Source organism: Pseudomonadota bacterium, assembly GCA_016195085.1.
Classification (GTDB): domain Bacteria; phylum Pseudomonadota; class Alphaproteobacteria; order SHVZ01; family SHVZ01; genus JACQAG01.
The window spans coordinates 53,407-69,427 of the sequence record JACQAG010000072.1 but is presented as its reverse complement, the minus strand read 5'-3'; the positions used below and the strand labels follow the sequence as shown (position 1 = coordinate 69,427).

At 65.3% G+C, this 16,021-nt stretch carries 16 protein-coding genes; 4 read left to right on the top strand and 12 right to left on the bottom strand.

Annotated elements, in window-relative coordinates:
- Positions 1-202: 202 nt before the first annotated feature.
- From HY058_20070 to HY058_20055, 4 genes are all read right to left on the bottom strand, one after another.
- Positions 203-1,213: an aspartate-semialdehyde dehydrogenase gene (locus HY058_20070; GenBank protein MBI3499598.1), complete on the bottom strand. Its 1,011-nt coding sequence runs from the start codon at positions 1,211-1,213 to the stop codon at positions 203-205.
- 112 nt (positions 1,214-1,325) lie between these two features.
- Positions 1,326-2,063, bottom strand: coding sequence for a sulfotransferase domain-containing protein (locus HY058_20065; GenBank protein MBI3499597.1), 738 nt, complete (start codon positions 2,061-2,063; stop codon positions 1,326-1,328).
- A gap of 407 nt (positions 2,064-2,470) precedes the next feature.
- Complete coding sequence (locus HY058_20060; protein ID MBI3499596.1) at positions 2,471-3,019, bottom strand: carboxymuconolactone decarboxylase family protein; 549 nt, start codon at positions 3,017-3,019, stop codon at positions 2,471-2,473.
- Positions 3,020-3,120: 101 nt separating this feature from the next.
- Positions 3,121-3,660, bottom strand: a complete 540-nt coding sequence (locus HY058_20055) for a peroxiredoxin (protein ID MBI3499595.1) — start codon at positions 3,658-3,660, stop codon at positions 3,121-3,123.
- A gap of 109 nt (positions 3,661-3,769) precedes the next feature.
- Here HY058_20055 and HY058_20050 point away from each other — a divergent pair, with 109 nt between their 5' ends.
- Positions 3,770-4,675, top strand: a complete 906-nt coding sequence (locus HY058_20050; GenBank protein MBI3499594.1) for a hydrogen peroxide-inducible genes activator — start codon at positions 3,770-3,772, stop codon at positions 4,673-4,675.
- A 119-nt stretch (positions 4,676-4,794) separates the two neighbouring features.
- Entirely contained in the window at positions 4,795-5,169 is a 375-nt protein-coding gene (locus HY058_20045; GenBank protein MBI3499593.1) for a glutathione S-transferase family protein, read from the top strand.
- Between the two features lie 2 nt (positions 5,170-5,171).
- Here HY058_20045 and HY058_20040 read toward each other — a convergent pair whose 3' ends face one another.
- From HY058_20040 to HY058_20030, 3 genes are all read right to left on the bottom strand, one after another.
- The gene (locus tag HY058_20040) at positions 5,172-5,756 is read right to left on the bottom strand and encodes a PAS domain-containing protein (GenBank protein ID MBI3499592.1); all 585 of its coding nucleotides are present in this window, start codon (positions 5,754-5,756) and stop codon (positions 5,172-5,174) included.
- Between the two features lie 144 nt (positions 5,757-5,900).
- Entirely contained in the window at positions 5,901-8,582 is a 2,682-nt protein-coding gene (gene acnA, locus HY058_20035; GenBank protein ID MBI3499591.1) for an aconitate hydratase AcnA, read from the bottom strand.
- Positions 8,583-8,694: 112 nt separating this feature from the next.
- Positions 8,695-8,937, bottom strand: a complete 243-nt coding sequence (locus HY058_20030) for a hypothetical protein (GenBank protein ID MBI3499590.1) — start codon at positions 8,935-8,937, stop codon at positions 8,695-8,697.
- A 98-nt stretch (positions 8,938-9,035) separates the two neighbouring features.
- Here HY058_20030 and HY058_20025 point away from each other — a divergent pair, with 98 nt between their 5' ends.
- Entirely contained in the window at positions 9,036-9,965 is a 930-nt protein-coding gene (locus tag HY058_20025) for a LysR family transcriptional regulator (GenBank protein MBI3499589.1), read from the top strand.
- Between the two features lie 40 nt (positions 9,966-10,005).
- Here the strand turns inward: HY058_20025 and HY058_20020 are convergent, their stop codons facing one another.
- The 5 genes from HY058_20020 to HY058_20000 form a co-directional block, all read right to left on the bottom strand.
- On the bottom strand, positions 10,006-10,908 hold the full coding sequence (locus HY058_20020) for an ABC transporter permease (GenBank protein ID MBI3499588.1): 903 nt from the start codon (positions 10,906-10,908) through the stop codon (positions 10,006-10,008).
- Between the two features lie 6 nt (positions 10,909-10,914).
- Complete coding sequence (locus HY058_20015; GenBank protein MBI3499587.1) at positions 10,915-11,862, bottom strand: ABC transporter permease; 948 nt, start codon at positions 11,860-11,862, stop codon at positions 10,915-10,917.
- 2 nt (positions 11,863-11,864) lie between these two features.
- Positions 11,865-13,172, bottom strand: coding sequence for an extracellular solute-binding protein (locus HY058_20010; protein MBI3499586.1), 1,308 nt, complete (start codon positions 13,170-13,172; stop codon positions 11,865-11,867).
- A gap of 40 nt (positions 13,173-13,212) precedes the next feature.
- A complete protein-coding gene (locus tag HY058_20005; protein ID MBI3499585.1) occupies positions 13,213-14,211 on the bottom strand; it encodes an ABC transporter ATP-binding protein in 999 nt (332 codons plus the stop codon).
- 256 nt (positions 14,212-14,467) lie between these two features.
- Positions 14,468-15,169 (bottom strand): GntR family transcriptional regulator, encoded by a 702-nt coding sequence (locus tag HY058_20000; GenBank protein MBI3499584.1) that lies wholly within the window; start codon positions 15,167-15,169, stop codon positions 14,468-14,470.
- A 126-nt stretch (positions 15,170-15,295) separates the two neighbouring features.
- On the opposite strand from HY058_20000, the gene HY058_19995 reads away from it, so the two are divergent.
- Positions 15,296-16,021, top strand: coding sequence for an aspartate/glutamate racemase family protein (locus tag HY058_19995; protein MBI3499583.1), 726 nt, complete (start codon positions 15,296-15,298; stop codon positions 16,019-16,021).

The window sequence follows — 16,021 nt, the reverse complement described above, 5'->3', positions numbered from 1 at the left end:
CGGTGGCTGGAACTGCTACTACAAACCGCCAGGACCCAAGACCATGCGCGACGGCTGGAACCAGCTCGCCGCCAGGATGGAAGGCTATGCCCTTGCTACCCAAGGCCAAGATCCGTGAATCCCATAGCCCCATGGGAGAGGTTACGACGCGGCGCTCCCCCACGCTCTCCACCGGGAGAGGCCCAGGGTGAGGGTCTATCCCTCAACCGACCAGATGCTCGGCGATCTGTACCGCGTTCAAGGCCGCGCCCTTCAGCAGTTGATCGCCGGCGACGAACATGGCGATCGACTTGCCCGAGGCGTCGCTCACATCCTGGCGGATGCGGCCCACCAGGATGTCGTTCTGTCCCGAGGCGTCCTTGGGCATCGGGAAGTAGTTCTTGGCCGGGTCGTCGACGATCTTGATCCCAGGTGCCGAGGCGAGGGTGCGACGCACCTCCTCGGGCGTGATCTTGCGCTCGCATTCGAAGGTGAGCGCCACGGAATGGGCGCGCAGGACCGGCACGCGCACGCAGGTGGCCGAGACGCGGATATCGGGATCGCCGAAGATCTTCCGGGTCTCCCGCAGCATCTTGGTCTCCTCCTCGTTGTAGCCGGTCGCCGGATCGATCCGGGTGTTGTGGCTGAAGAGGTTGAAGGCATAGGGATGCGGGAAGACGGTGTTGGCGTAGGGCTTGCCGGCAAGGTAGGCGCGGGTCGACTCCTCCAGCTCCTGCATCGCCGCCGCCCCGGCGCCCGAGGCCGCCTGGTATGTCGCGGCGATGACGCGGCGGACCGGATTCAGCTTGTGGATCGGCCATAGGGGCGTGATGGCGATGATGGTCGAGCAGTTGGGGTTGGCGATGATGCCGTGATGGGTCCCGATCGCCTCGGGATTGATCTCGGGGATGACCAGGGGGACGCCGTCGTCCATGCGGAAGGCCGAGGAATTGTCGACCACGACGGCACCCGCCTTGGCCGCGATCGGCCCGAAGCTCCTGGAGATGGAGCTGCCGGCGGAGAAGAGGGCGACATCCACACCTTTGAAGCTATCGGAGGTCAGCTCCTCGACGGTGAGCTCGGTGCCGTTGAACGTCACCTTCTTGCCCTTGGAGCGCGCCGAGGCCAACAGGCGCAGATCCGACAAGGGGAAGTGCCGCTCGCGCAAGCACTCCAGGAACTCGACACCGACGGCACCGGTGGCGCCAGCCACCGCTACGACAGGCCCGGACATCTTAAAGGAACCCTCTGGTTGATCTCACGCAGCCGAACCGCCGGCCGCGTTTGTCGGCTCAGCTTCTGAGGGAGCCATCGATCGATGTCAATGGCGAAGGTGGATAGCCTCCCTAGGCGTAGCCATTTGCTTCGAGCCACGGTCCGAGCCGTGCTTCCATCTGCCGGAGCTGATCCGGCGAAAGCAGGCGGCTCCAATCACCGTCTCCATAGTCCGAGACATGGCGCGATTGAAAGCCCGTGACCGGGTCGAACGCCCGAGCACTTCCATCGGCGTTAATCGAATAGAGCTCGGATGGGACCGGCTGGTTGGCATCGGCGAGCGCGGATAGTTTGGCCTCACAGGCGGCAATGATGCTTTGAACGGCTGGCTTCGAGAGATTGCGCGCCAGCGTTTCAATCTCCGCCGGCGCGGCGTCGACCCGGATGTGTCGCGCGATGCGGGCGATGGCGCCATGGGGGTCGGCCACGATGTCGCGATAGTCAAGATCGAGCTTTGGCACGTGAACGACCGAGCGGTAATGGTCGCAGGTCGCGGTCATCTCGACGACCTCCGCGAGAGCCCGGTCGAAGTTGCAGCGCATGAAGCGCTGAAAAGAAATCAACACGTCGCGAGGATCGCGGTGGGTGTAAATGAGTTGGGCGCCGGGAAGCGAGCCGCCCAGGCGAAGATGCGTCTTGAACAGCCAAATTGGATCCGAGTCTCTTCGCGGTTTTGCCGTCACTCGGTTTGCAATTTTTATGTAGTCCGCTTCATTGCGGATGATGAATTCCGGCATCACTGAGCTGCTCCTGCCTTGCAGCAGCAAGCGAATGACATTGAAGGCCCAGGTCGAGCCCGACCGCGGCATTCCCACGACCCATACGATCTGCGGCGGAGCATCCCCCGAGGTCGCTCCGGCGGGGCTTGCCGATGGTCTATCCATGCCGCTGCGCCTTCGGGTGGTCCGATCGTGCTTGCTGGAAGGGGGTTGACGGGTGGGGATTCGGAGGAGGCCGGATCAAGCAGTGTGGTCGATGAAGCTTCGGATGCTGCGGTGCAAAAGTCTGTGATGGTCGTCACAACTCCGAGCCGCAGCGCGGCTAATAGGGGTAAAACTAGAATAATCCCAATAATATGAACAAGAATTTATATTCTTGAATGGTGTCAAACGCCGAGGCGCTCGAGCATCCGGGCAACGCAACAGCGCGCGGTCGTCGGCGGCAGGTCTCCGGTACCTGCCGCCGCGCGCGGATAAGCTTGGCCCGGCTCCTGACTCTAGGCGGCGAGCGCCCGGTTCTGGAACGCCGCCTCGCCCTCCAGCACCGCCGCCACCGCGTGGACCACGGCGGCGATGCGCACGGCCGCCTGGATCTGCTCGGCGGTGACGCCGGCGCCGCGCAGCTCGCGCTCATGCGCCTCGATGCACATGCCGCAGCCATTGACGGCGGAGACCGCCAAGGACCAGAGCTCGAAGTCCGGCTTCGCCACCCCGGGCTTCGCCATCACGTTCATCCGGAGCTTCGCCGGCATGGTCTTGTAGTCGGGCGAGGTCGAGAGATGGACGAAGCGGTAATAGATATTGTTCATGCCCATGATCGCGGCAGCCGCCTTCGCCGCCGTGAGCGCATCCGGGGAGAGTTGGGATGAGAACTGGGCGGTCAAGGCCTCGACCACCTCGGGATTTCTGGCAGCGAGGGCGACGGCGATGAAGGTCCCGGCGCGTTGCTGATCGGTCAAGCTCGCTTCGGTGGCCAAGCTGGATAGGTTCAGCTTCAAATCCTTGGCGTAGTCGGGCAAGCGATCCTTCAGGGTTTCGAGCGACATCGGTCGGATTCCTTTTCGAGTGATGCGTGGGTGGGTGTTGCCGGTTGTGGGCCGGGGGCCGGGGAGGCCGCGGCGAGAGACCACCCCGGCCCCGACGCCGATCAGGCCGCCTCGAGGACCGGCTCGCCCTTCTTCCAATTGCAGGGGCAGAGCTCGTCGGTCTGCAGCGCATCCAGGACCCGCAGCACCTCCTGCGGGTTGCGGCCGACGCTGAGATCGTTCACCGAAGCGAAGCGGATGATGCCGTCGGGATCGACGATGAACGTCGCCCGGAGGGCCACGCCCTCGATCTTGTCGAGAATGCCGAGGCTCTTTGAAAGCTCGCGCTTGATGTCGGCCAACATCGGGAAGGGCAGGCTCTTCAAGTCGGCGTGGTTCTGCCGCCAGGCGAGATGCACGTACTCGCTGTCGGTGCTGACGCCGTAGATGACGGCGTCGCGGTCTTTGAACTCGCCATTGAGCTTGCCGAAGGCGGCGATCTCGGTCGGGCAGATGAAGGTGAAATCCTTCGGCCAGAAGAAGACGACCTTCCACTTGCCGGCATCCGTCTGCGCATCGATCTGGGAAAACGCCTGCTTGGGCTCGGCCGAGACCACGGCCTTCAATGCGAAGCTCGGAAACGTGTCGCCAACGGTCAGCATATCGAACAGTCCTCCTGGGCTGGGGTTGGGTGGCTTGATAGGGCCGATATGGTGCTTATCTATCGATCGAGCCAATGAGTAATTCCGGAATTTCTAATCGGTAAAATCGATGGTGAATCTCCCGACCCTGAAGCAGCTTCGGCATTTGGCGGCGCTGGCCGAAGAGCGGCATTTCGGCAAGGCTGCCCTCCAGTGCCACGTCACCCAGTCGACCTTGAGCGCCAGCATCAAGGAGCTGGAGGAGACGCTGGAGGCGCCGCTCGTCGACCGCACCAAGCGCCGGGTGGTACTGACGCCGACGGGCGAGGAAACCGCGCGCCGCGCGCGCCAGATCCTGGAGGATGCCGCGAGCCTGACGCGCGCCGCGCAGTCCGCTGGCGAGCCGCTCGCCGGCACCCTCCGCATGGGCGTGATCCCCACCATCGGACCGTTTCTGTTGCCCCGGGTCTTGGGCAGGCTCCGGCGGCTCTATCCGCGCCTTAGGCTCTATCTCAGGGAAGACCTGACCGACCGGCTCATCCAGCAGCTGGAGGCGGGCGAGATCGACCTCGTGCTGCTGGCGCTTCCCTTCGATGGGGGCAAGGTCGAGAGCGAAATCCTGTTCGAGGATGCGTTTTTCTTCTGCTGCCGCGCCGACCATAAGCTGGCCCGCGCGCCCGGCGTCGCACCCCAGCGCCTGCAGAAGGAGACCCTTCTGCTGTTGCAGGATGGACATTGCCTCCGGCAACACGCGCTCGATGCCTGCAATCTCCGCACGCGGCCCGCGCTCGATCCGTTCGAAGCCACCAGCCTCACCACGCTGGTGCAGATGGTGGACAACGGGCTCGGCGTCACTTTGCTGCCTGAGCTTGCCATCGAGGCCGGCGTCACCAAGGGGACCCAGCTCACCACCGTGAAGCTGGAGGGCAAGGCGACCTACCGGAAAATCGGCCTTGCCTGGCGGCGCGGCACCAAGCGCCGCGAGGAATTCCGCCTCATGGGCCGCGAGCTGAAGAAGCTCGCCGGGCGCGGCTAACGCGCGACAGGCTTCCGGCCGGGATTCGAGGCGGCACCGCAGATCAGATCGACGCCGTCCTCAGCCAGCCGCTCGAGCTGGGCGCGGGACTCGCCGGCGCGGGCGCGGATGGCAAGGGAATGCAGCACCGCCGAAGCGAGCCGAGCCAGCGCCGCCGGGCCTCGGAGCTGCACAAGGTGGTCTTCATCCCGCTCCTGGATCCGAAGGCCCCGGAGGGGGCCAAGGCCTATGCCCGGGAGAAGACGACGCCGCGACTTGCCTGTCTCGAGGCGCATCTCGAGGGCCGCGAGTATCTCCTAGACTGCTTCACCGTGGCGGATGCCTATCTGGCGGCGGTGCTGAACTGGGCCATGCACCTCAAGATGGATTTGACGCCGTACCCGGCGGTCGCCGGTTACTACAAGCGCCTGCATGCGCGTCCGAGCGTGGCCCGCGCGTTTGCCGAGGAGATGGCGCTCTACCGCGAGGAGCAGGCGCGCCGCAATGCGGCCTGAGCTCAGCCCGGCCGGCTGGCTTCGAGAACGCGCGCGCGGAGGAGCGGTGCGACCTCGATCGCCGCCTTCAAGGGCGCAATCGGAATGCCGCCATGCTCGTCGACGATCATGTAGAGGACGCCAAAGACGATATTGACCCGCACCTCATCGTCGGAAAGCGGCACCATGAGGCGGTGATAGCGCGCAAAGGATCGCCGCTGCCAGGCCATGCTGGAGATGGCATAGCGCGGCACGAAGCGGGTGACGACGTCGTCGAGCTCCTCGCGCACGCCGGGATAGTGCGAAGCCGGCAAGACCTCGTCGAGGAAGCGTCCGGTGTTGTCCCGGCCGGTGGCGCGAACGAGCCCGGTGCCCATCAGGCGAACCCTGAACCGCATGCCGGGCTCGACGACATCGAGCATGAAGATATTGGGGAGGTAGAGGCGCAGCTCGTCGGGATCGAGGTCGCGGCGCGACGGCGCCAGTCGCCCGCGACGCTTCGCCTGCCAGAGGCAGGCGACCTCACGGATCAGAGGATGGGAAATCGCCTCGACCGAGCGCCAGGTTTCGACCGCCGAACTCAGGGCCTGCGGGTCGCCTTGGGCCATGCGCCCATTCTCCCCCGCGGGCCCGGCGGGGGAGGGTGAATACTTCTTAAAGCGCCTGAAAAACCCGCTCCCGGCCGTTGTCAGGCCGGCGCCGACAGCCTGGCGGGTTGTCGGCCCGACGCCGGGAGCCCCATCTCCGCTCGCTCACGCCGCCTTCATCATGCCGCGCAGCACATAGTGCAGGATGCCGCCATGGCGGTAGTACTCGATCTCATCGGCGGTATCGATGCGGCAGGTGACGGTGATCTTCACCGCTTCGCCATTGGGCCGGTGGATGGTGACGGCGATGTTCTGGCCGGGCTTGATGCCCGCCGCGATGCCCTCGATGTCGACGGTCTCCTCGCCGGTCAAGCCGAGGGACTTGCGCGTCGCCCCGTCCTTGAACTGCAGCGGGAGCACGCCCATGCCAACCAGGTTCGAGCGGTGGATGCGCTCGAAGCTCTCGACGATCACCGCCTTCACGCCCAAGAGCAGCGTGCCCTTGGCCGCCCAGTCGCGCGATGAGCCGGTGCCGTATTCCCTGCCGGCGAACACCACCAGCGGCTGGCCCTCCTTCTTGTAGCGCATGGCGGCTTCGTAAATGCTCATGCGCTCGCCCGAGGGGAAATGCCGGGTCATGCCGCCGGACGTGCCGGGTGCGGCTTCGTTCTTGAGGCGGATATTGGCGAAGGTGCCGCGCATCATCACCTCGTGATTGCCGCGGCGGGCACCGAAGCTGTTGAACTCAGGCGGGGGCACCTGGTGCTCCACCAGATAATCCCCGGCCGGGCCATCGCGTTTGATGTCGCCGGCGGGCGAGATGTGGTCGGTGGTGATGCTGTCGGCCAACAGCGCCAGCACGCGCGCACCCTTGACGTCGCTGAGCTTGCCCGGCTGCTTCGGCATGTTCTCGAAATAGGGCGGGTTCTTCACATAGGTCGAGCCCGGGTTCCAGGAGTAGGTGAGCCCCTCCGCAGTCTTGACCTTCTGCCACTCGACCGGACCCTGGAACACGTTGGCATAGCGCTTGCGGAACATCTCCGGGCTCAAGGACCGCGTCATCTCGCCTTGGATGTCCTTGTTCGAGGGCCAGACATCGCGGAGATAAACCGGCTTGCCGTCCCGGTCCTGGCCCAAGGGATCCTTGACCAGATCGACCTTGAGGCTGCCGGCGAGCGCATAGGCCACGACCAAGGGCGGCGAGGCCAGGTAGTTGGCCTTCACATGCGGATTGACCCGGCCCTCGAAGTTGCGGTTTCCCGAGAGCACGGCGGCCACCACCAGATCGCCGGCTTCGACTGCCTCGGCGATCGGCGCCTCCAAGGGCCCGGAATTGCCGATGCAGGTGGTACAGCCATAGCCGACGAGATTGAAGCCGAGCTTATCGAGCTCGTCCTGCAATCCGGCCTTGACCAGATAGTCGGTGACCACCTGGCTGCCCGGCGCCAGCGAGGTCTTGACCCAGGGCTTGACCTGCAAGCCCCTTGCATTGGCGTTCCGCGCGAGCAAGCCGGCGGCCAACAGCACCGCCGGGTTGGAGGTGTTGGTGCAAGACGTGATGGCGGCGATCACCACGTCGCCGTCCTTGAGCTCGTAGTTCTTGCCTTTGACCGGCACCTTGCGCTCGCCGCCGCCCATTTCCTTGACCGCGGTTTGGAACGAGCTCGCGGCCTGGCTCAACAACACTCGGTCCTGGGGGCGCTTCGGCCCGGCCAGCGACGGCTCGACCGTGCCGAGGTCGAGTTCGAGCGCGTCGGTCACCACCGGATCGGGCGTGGAAGCGTCGCGCCACATGCCCTGGGCCTTGGCATAGGCCTCCACCAGCTTGACCCGGTGCGGGTCGCGGCCGGTGAAGTTCAGATAGGCGATGGTCTCCTTGTCGATCGGGAAGAAGCCGCAGGTGGCGCCATATTCCGGCGCCATGTTGGCCACCGTGGCGCGGTCGGCCAGCGTAAGCGAATCGAGGCCAGGGCCGTAGAACTCGACAAACTTGTTGACCACGCCCTTCTTGCGCAGCATTTGGGTCACGGTCAGCACGAGGTCGGTCGCGGTCGCCCCTTCCTTCGGACGGCCCGTGAGCTTGAAGCCGACCACCTCGGGGATGAGCATGGAGACGGGCTGGCCCAGCATCGCCGCCTCGGCCTCGATGCCGCCCACACCCCAGCCGAGCACGGCGAGGCCGTTCACCATGGTGGTGTGGCTGTCGGTGCCCACCAAGGTATCGGGATAGGCGATGGTCTTGCCATTGGCCTCGCTCGTCCACACGGTCTGCGCCAGATATTCGAGATTGACCTGATGGCAGATGCCGGTGCCGGGCGGCACCACGCGGAAGTTCCGGAATGCCGTCTGGCCCCAGCGCAGAAACGCGTAGCGCTCGTGGTTGCGCTCGAACTCGTGCTTGACGTTGTCTTGGAAGGATTTGGCGTTGCCGAAGCTGTCGACCATGACCGAGTGGTCGATCACCAGGTCCACGGGCGACAGGGGATTGATGCGGGTCGGATCGCCGCCCATCCCGGTCATCGCATCGCGCATGGCGGCGAGGTCGACCACGGCGGGCACGCCGGTGAAATCCTGCATCAGCACCCGGGCCGGTCGATAGGCGATCTCGCGGTCGGATTTACGGTCCTTGAGCCAGGCGGCGATCGCCTTCACGTCGTCGACCTTGACCGTGCGCCCGTCCTCATAGCGGAGCAGATTCTCCAAGAGAACTTTGAGCGAGGACGGGAGCCGGGCGATGTCGCCCAAGCCCGCCTCGGCCGCCGCCGTCAGGCTAAAATAGTCGTAGGACTTGCCGTCCACCTTGAGCGTACGGCGCGTCTTCAGCGTGTCCTGGCCGATGGCAGTCACGGGGTCCCCTCCATAGCAACTGATAGAACGTGGTTGGCTCCACCATAGCCAAGCGCGGCGGCAAGGCCAACTCGGCGGACGCCGCGGCCGGCAAGGGCGCGCCGATCCTGGCTCATACCGGCTCCCGCGCGCTTTGGCCGGCGAGGATGGCACGACCCCGCGTGGTCAAACGCACCAGGCGGCTATCTCCGCCCTCATAGCGCACCAGGCCGTCGGCGAGCGCATCCTCCCAGACGGTGAGCCTGGGGCAGGAGCTACGCCAGGCCTCCATGACATCGCGATAGCTCCGGGGCTTCTCGGCAAGCCAGGCCAGGAACTGCTCGGTCAACAGCCGCGCCGGTTCGTGGGTCTGCATGGCCTCTCCTCTGGCGATTGCGCCCGAGCTTAGAGCCTAAGTCTGCCATTAATCCAATATATGATGAGCAGTATATCCATATCTGTTAAATATGGATAATGGAACTTAGGCATCTCCGCTATTTCCTGGCCGTGGCCGAGCACGGGCACATCACCCGGGCAGCCGAGGCGCTCGGCATGCAGCAGCCGCCCTTGAGCCAGCAGATCCAGGCCTTGGAGCGGGAGCTCGAAGTGCAGCTCTTTCGCCGGCTGCCCCGCGGGGTAGAGCTCACCGAGGCCGGGCGGACCTTGCTCGCCGATGCAAGGGGGATTATGGCGCAGGTCGAGCACGCCCGGGCCGCGACCAGGCGCACCCACAGAGGCGAGCAGGGTCGGATCGCCGTCGGCTTCACCAGCTCCGCACCTTTCGTGCCCTTCGTGCCGCGGGTGATCCGTCTCTTCCGGGAGACCCATGCCCTGGTGTCGCTGGCGCTGGAAGAGACCGGCACCGGCGAGCTGGTGGAGGCGCTGCTCGCGGAGCGGATCGACGCTGCCTTCATCCGCTCGCCGATTGCCGATCCGTCCGGGCTCGTCGTGCACCCGCTCCTCAGCGAGGAGATGGTCGTCGCACTCCCCTCCGCCCATAGGCTGGCGTCGGGACCTCTCGGCGGCGATGCCGCAATCGCCTTGGCGGCGCTGGCGGCCGAGACCTTCATCCTCTATCGCCGGCCGGTCGGCCCCGGTCTCTACGACACCATCATCGCCGCCTGCCATGCCGCCGGCTTCAACCCGCAAATCGGCCAGGAGGCGCCGCGCATCGTCTCCACGCTCAATCTCGTTGCCGTCGGCCTCGGCGTCTCGGTGGTTCCGATCTCGCTGCGCGGCCTGCAGATGGACGGCGTCGTCTATCGCCGCCTCAAAGGCAGCCCGCGGCCGGAGGCTCCGCTCAATCTCGCCTGCCGACGCGGCGAGACCTCGCCCGCCGTGCGCGGCTTCATCCACCTCGTGCAACGCGCGGCCAAGGATCCAGGAGCGATCGGCGCGCCCTGACGCGTTCGCTGCCGCGGCTTGCCGGCGAGAGTGCGCGGGCTCAGACCAATCCCTTGCCGGCATCGGAGCCGTGCCGAGCCTGGCGTCGGCGCAGGAGCGAGATGGCCGCCAATGCGAGCATCACCACCGCCAGAGAAATCGCGGTGGTCACCGTGCCCAGGGCGTAGATCTCCGGCGTCGTCACCGTCGTCGTCAGCCCCTGTAGCTCCAACGGCAGCGTATTGCGGTCGCCGATTGCCTGGCTGGTGCGCGCAATCTCGTCCCAGGAGAGCGTAAAGCCGAAGAGTCCGATGCCAATCACCGAAGGCAAGATCATCGGCAGCACGACATGGCGGAAGGTTTGCCAGGATGTGGCGCCGAGATCGCGGGCGGCCTCCTCATAGCGCCGGTCGAAGCGGTTGAAGACCGCGAACATGATGAGGAGACCGAATGGCAAGGTCCAGCTGAGATGCGCGCCGAGGGCGGACGTGAAAAGCCCCATCGCCGTCGTATAGCTCTCCGCCAACCAGTCGATATCCCAGGCCTCGGCCAGGCCTTTGACCGCCTCGTCGATCAGCCGGAACTCGAAGCCGATGCCGAGCGAGACGACGATCGAGGGAACGATGAGGCTGGCGATGGTGACGTAGAAGAGCGCCGTCGAGCCGCGAAACCGCATGCGGTAGGCAAGGCCCGCCGGCACGCACAGAATGACGGTGAGCACCATCACCGCCAGGCCGAGCTTCATCGAGCGAGCGAAGGCGGACCAGATGTCGATGACGCCAACGCCGGCCCATAGCTTGGCGAACCAAAACGAAGACATCCCGTTCATGGGCAGCGTCAGCCCGCCCTCCGGGCCCTGGAAGGAAAGCGCCAGAATGGTGATCGTCGGCCCATAGAGGAACAGCACGAAGAGCGCGAAGACGATTGCGAGCCAATAGAACGACGCAGGACGCCCTTCCTTCAGCATCGCTCAGAGCTCCTTGCGGATATCGACGAGCCGGGTCAAGCCCCAGATCACCATGAGCACGACCGCGAGCAGGATCACGGCGTTCGCCGCCGCGATCGGGAACTGCAGATAGCTGGTCTCCACCTGGATCACTTTGCCGACGGAGGCGATCTGCTGGCCGCCCATCACACCGATGGTGACGAAGTCACCCATGACGATGGTGACGACGAAGATCGAGCCGATTGCAATCCCGGGCTTGCACAGCGGCACCACGACATTGCAGAGAGTCTGCCAGCCGGACGCGCCGGCATCGCGGGCGGCTTCGAGGAGCCGGCGGTCGATCCGCATCATCGAGTTGAAGATCGGTACGATCATGAATGTGATGAATAGATGCACGAACGCCAGCACCACGGCGAAGTCCGAATACAGCAGCCATTCGATCGGCTCGCCTGTCGCCCGCATGGCGGTCAGCGTCTGATTGACGACGCCGTTGCGGCCGAGCAGCGGGATCCACGAGATCATGCGAATGACGTTCGAGGTCCAAAACGGGATCGTGCAGACGAGGAAAAGCGCAATTTGAACCGCGGGCGATCGGACGTGAAAGGCCAGGAAGTAGGACACGATGAAGCCGATGAGGAGCGTCAGCGCCCACACGGAAACGCAGAATTTCGCCGTGGAGAGATAGGTCTTGAAGGTGGTGCAGAGCTCTGGCAGCCGGCTCACGCATCCCTCGAACACGCCGGCGTAGTTCTCGAGGGTGAAGCTAGGCGTGATCGAATATTCGTTGTAGCTCCAGAAGCTGACGACGAGCGTCAGAGCGATCGGGAGGACGAAGAACAGCAGCAGGACCAGCGCGAAGGGCGCAACCAGGAGATAGGCCGCCGCAGCGCGCGGCAGTCTGGCGGCGCTGCTCGCCACGCCTCTTTCCTCAACGAGCGAAGAGGCCGGGGAAACCCCGGCCTCCGATCCCATCATCACGCCGCGATGAACTCATTCCACTTGCGCACCATGTAGTCGTTTTCGTCCATGACGGCGTTCCAGCAGGCGACGCCGCCCATGCGCGCCTCGTAGGAGCCGCCGTCGCGCACGGTGCCGGCCTTTTCCAAGACCGTCCCGTCCGGCGCCTTGATGTCCTTCTGCGCGGGCTTGCCTTCCATCCAATAGGCCCATTCGTAGGGCTCCATGTTCGCCTTGGCGGTCTCCAGCACCGCGGCGTAGTAGCCCTGGCGATTGAGGTAGGCGCCGGCCCAGCCCGACATGAACCAATTGATGAAATCGTAGGTCGCATCCAGCTTCTTGCCTTTCAGCGTCTTCGGCACGCCGAAGCCGGCGGCCCAGGCGCGATAGCCTTCCTGCAATGGCTGGAAGACGCAGGCCACACCCTGGGAGCGCACCTTGGTCACGGCGGGCGACCACATGGACTGGATCACCGTCTCGCCCGAGGCCATGAGATTGACGCTCTCGTTGAAGTCCTTCCAGAAGGCGCGGAACTGACCGGCTTTTTTCGCGTCGGTCAGGATCTTCATGGTGAGGTCGATCTCCTTCTTCGTCATGTTGCCCTTGTCGGCATATTTGTATTGGCCGGTGGCCTCGACCACCATCGCCGCATCCATGATTCCGATCGAGGGGATATCGAGGATCGCCGCCTTGCCCTTGAACTCCGGGTTCAGCAGCTCCTTCCAGCTGGTGATCGGACGCTTGATCAGATCGGGGCGGATGCCGAGGGTATCGGCGTTGTAAACCGTCGGAATGAGCGTGATCCACTCGGTCGGCGTCGGCGAGAACTTGGTCGAGGTCGCGCCGGCGAGATAGAAGACCTTCTTTGGCGCGGTACCCTGGTCGCCGATCTTCTTGCCCGCGATCTCACCCTTGGTGAACACCGGCGTGATCTTGTCGAAGTGCTTGATCCGCTTCGCGCTCATGCCTTGTAGGTTGCCCGAAGGCAGGAGCTTCTTCAGGCTGAAATACTCGCTGTCGACCAGATCGAAGGAGTTCGGCTGGGTGATGATGCGCTTCGTCACGTCGTCGGTGGTGACCGGGACGTACTCGATGACGATGCCGAGATCCTCCTTCACCTTCCTGGCGATGTCGGCCGATTGGTTCACCGCGGTGCCGAGATAGCGCAGGGTCACGGGCTCGGCGGCGATGACCGCCGGAAAGCCGGTGATGGCCTTGCTACCGGCGGCGAGACCGGCAGCGGCGGCGACCCCTCTCAGCACCGTCCGCCGGCTCATGCCGGCGCCGAAACGCATGGAGCTGCTCGTCCTCTTCCTGTCCGTCATGACGTTCTCCTTGGTTGCATTGGATGAGCGGTTGTCGCCTTCAGACGCTTGCCCTTAGAGGGTGTGCGTCGCGCTCATCCCAGGTGATGGCGACGCGGTCGCCGGGATCGAGGGGATCGGCGTAGTAGGCCGTCTCGTCGAGGATCGCCGTGAGGTCTCGAACCCGCTCGGTTTCGAGCGTGAGATGGACGAATGAGCCTTGATATTCAATGTCTCGGACGGTGCCCGCCAGGGCGCCGTCCGCGCTCCGCCCGGCGTGGATCAACTTCAGCCGATCCGCGCGCACGGTGACCAGACCGGCGGCGGTTTCGATGACGTTGTGGCCGCCGATGAAGCGGGCGACGAACTCGCTGGCCGGCGCGTTGAACACCGCGCGCGGCTGGCCGGCCTGCTCGATGCGGCCATCATTCATGACGACCACGAGATCGGCCAGCGCCATAGCCTCGTCCTGGGAATGGGTCACGTGCACGAAGCTGATGCCCAGGTCTTTCTGCAGGCGCTTCAGTTCGGTGCGCATCTTGACCCGCAGCATCGGATCGAGCGCCGACAGGGGTTCATCCAGCAGCAGAAGCTGCGGGGCGGTGATCAGCGCGCGGGCGAGCGCCACCCGCTGTTGCTGGCCGCCGGAAAGCTGCGCCGGGCGGCGGGCGGCGTATCCCTCCATGGCGACGAGACCCAGGAGCTCGAGCGCCCGGGCCTGCCGCTCCGCCTTCCGCATGCCCCGCATCTTCAAGCTGAAAGCCACGTTATCGAGCGTGGAGAGATGCGGAAACAACGCATAAGACTGGAACATCATCGCGGTACCGCGGGTTGCGGGCGGCATGTCGGTGACGTTGACCGAGCCGAGGATGATGTCGCCGCCGCTCACCGCCTCGTGGCCGGCAATCATCCGCAGGATCGACGTCTTGCCGCAGCCCGAGGGACCGAGAAGGCAGCAATAGGTCGCGGCGGGAATGCGGAGATCGACGGCGTCAACCGCGAGGGTTTCGCCATAGCGTTTGGTGACCTTGACGAGCTCGAGCTTGGCGCCGCGCATGATTCCTGCCAGTCGTCTCCGACTGGCCCTCGTCGCAATGCCCATGCCACGGATCGGCGGAGCCCCAAGCGCGCCTGCAAGCCGCTGATTCGCCTCTCGGCTCACCCCGGGCGCAGCAGCCGGCCTTCCTCCACTCCCGTGACCGCCGCCGCGGGACTGCAAAGGGCTTGATCAGTTCGTGTACGATTTTTGGTTATTTCGTATGCAATTTTTCGGACCCGCGCCGGCCGGGTGGGCAGGGGCCTGCCGCTCCCGGTGGTCAACCGGCGTATTCGTCCAGGATCACCCGAATGTCCCGCCGGCGCTTGTCGGGGGAGGCGAGCAACGCCCGCTGCGTCACCGCCTCCAGATGCCCCGCCATGACCTCGATCGCCGCCTCAGCGTCGCCGTCCCGGAGCGCGGCCACGATCTGCAGGTGCTCGTTGACGGCGCAATCGGAAGAATGGGGCCGGCCGTAGAGCGCCAGAATGAGCGAGCAGCGGGAGACCAGTTCGTTGACGTAGCGGGCGATCACCGCATTGCCGGCACGCTCGGCCAGGATGATGTGAAATTCCCCAGAGAGCCGGATCGATTCCACGCCGCCGTGCTCGCGCGCCGCTTCCTCCAGCGCCACATGCGCCTCGAGGGCGATCAGGTCGTCCCGCGTCACCCGGCCGGCGAGGCGGCGCACGACATCGCGTTCCAGCGATCGGCGCGCCTCGAAGATGTCAAAGGCCTCATCGAGGCTGGGATGCGCCACCGTGGCGCCCCGGTTCGGCCGGAGATCCACCAAGCCCTGGGCATTCAGACGACCGAGCACGCCGCGCACGATGGTCCGGCTGACGCCGAAGCGCTCGCCGATGACGTCCTCGGGCAGCTTGTCACCGGGCAGCAGCGCCTGCTCGATGATCGCGCGCCGCAGTGCCTCGTAGACGAATTGGCTGCGGGAAACATCCTGGGCCTTGGGTCGCGACGAGGTCATCCGGGCAGCATCCACGGCCGTGGCAAAGGCATCCGCGTCGGTTTATAGCCGATCCAGATGCATCGTGAATACAATACATGGCGATCTGGCCCGCAATTCGCGTAGGATCGCGTATACGATCGATCCATGACCGCCCCTCTCAACATCCTGCTCGTCAACGGCAACACCACTGAGGCGCTGACCCGCGAGCTCGCCCTCTCGGCACGCCGCTTCTATCGCCCCGACTACACCATCGTCGCCGCCGCTCCACGCGTCGGTCCCCGCTACATCGCCTCGCGCGCGGAGGCGACGATCGCCGCCCATGGGATCCTCGAAACCGTCGCAGGGGCGGTCGATGCGTATGCACCCGGACAATTCGATGCCTGCGTCCTCGCCTGTTTCGGCGAGCCGGGCATCGGCGCCGTTCGCGAGCTGCATTCATTCCCGGTCGTCGGCATGGCCGAGGCTTCGGTTCTCTCGGCGCTGCAGTCCGGCGACCGCTTCGCGATCGTCACGGTCGGCGAGCGCTGGCCCGGAATGCTCGGCGAATTGCTGCGCCAAACCGGCCTTGAGCGTCGCTCTTGCGCCATCCTCGCCCTCCCGGGACAAGCCCTCGATCTCGCGTCCAAGCGCGACGAGGCGCTGAGCCAGCTCCGGGCGGCGGTCGTCGAGGCGATCGAGCGTCATCACGCCGATGTGGTGATCATCGGCGGCGCGGCGCTTGCCGGCTTCGCCGCCGCGTTGCAGCCGGAATTCAAGGTTCCCCTGATCGACTCGCTGCAGGCCGCCCTCGCGCAAGCCGAGGCGCTGGCGCGGCTGTCGTTGCCGGCGGCGCGCCGCCTCGTCGTCGAACCTCTCCGGCGAACGCGCTGA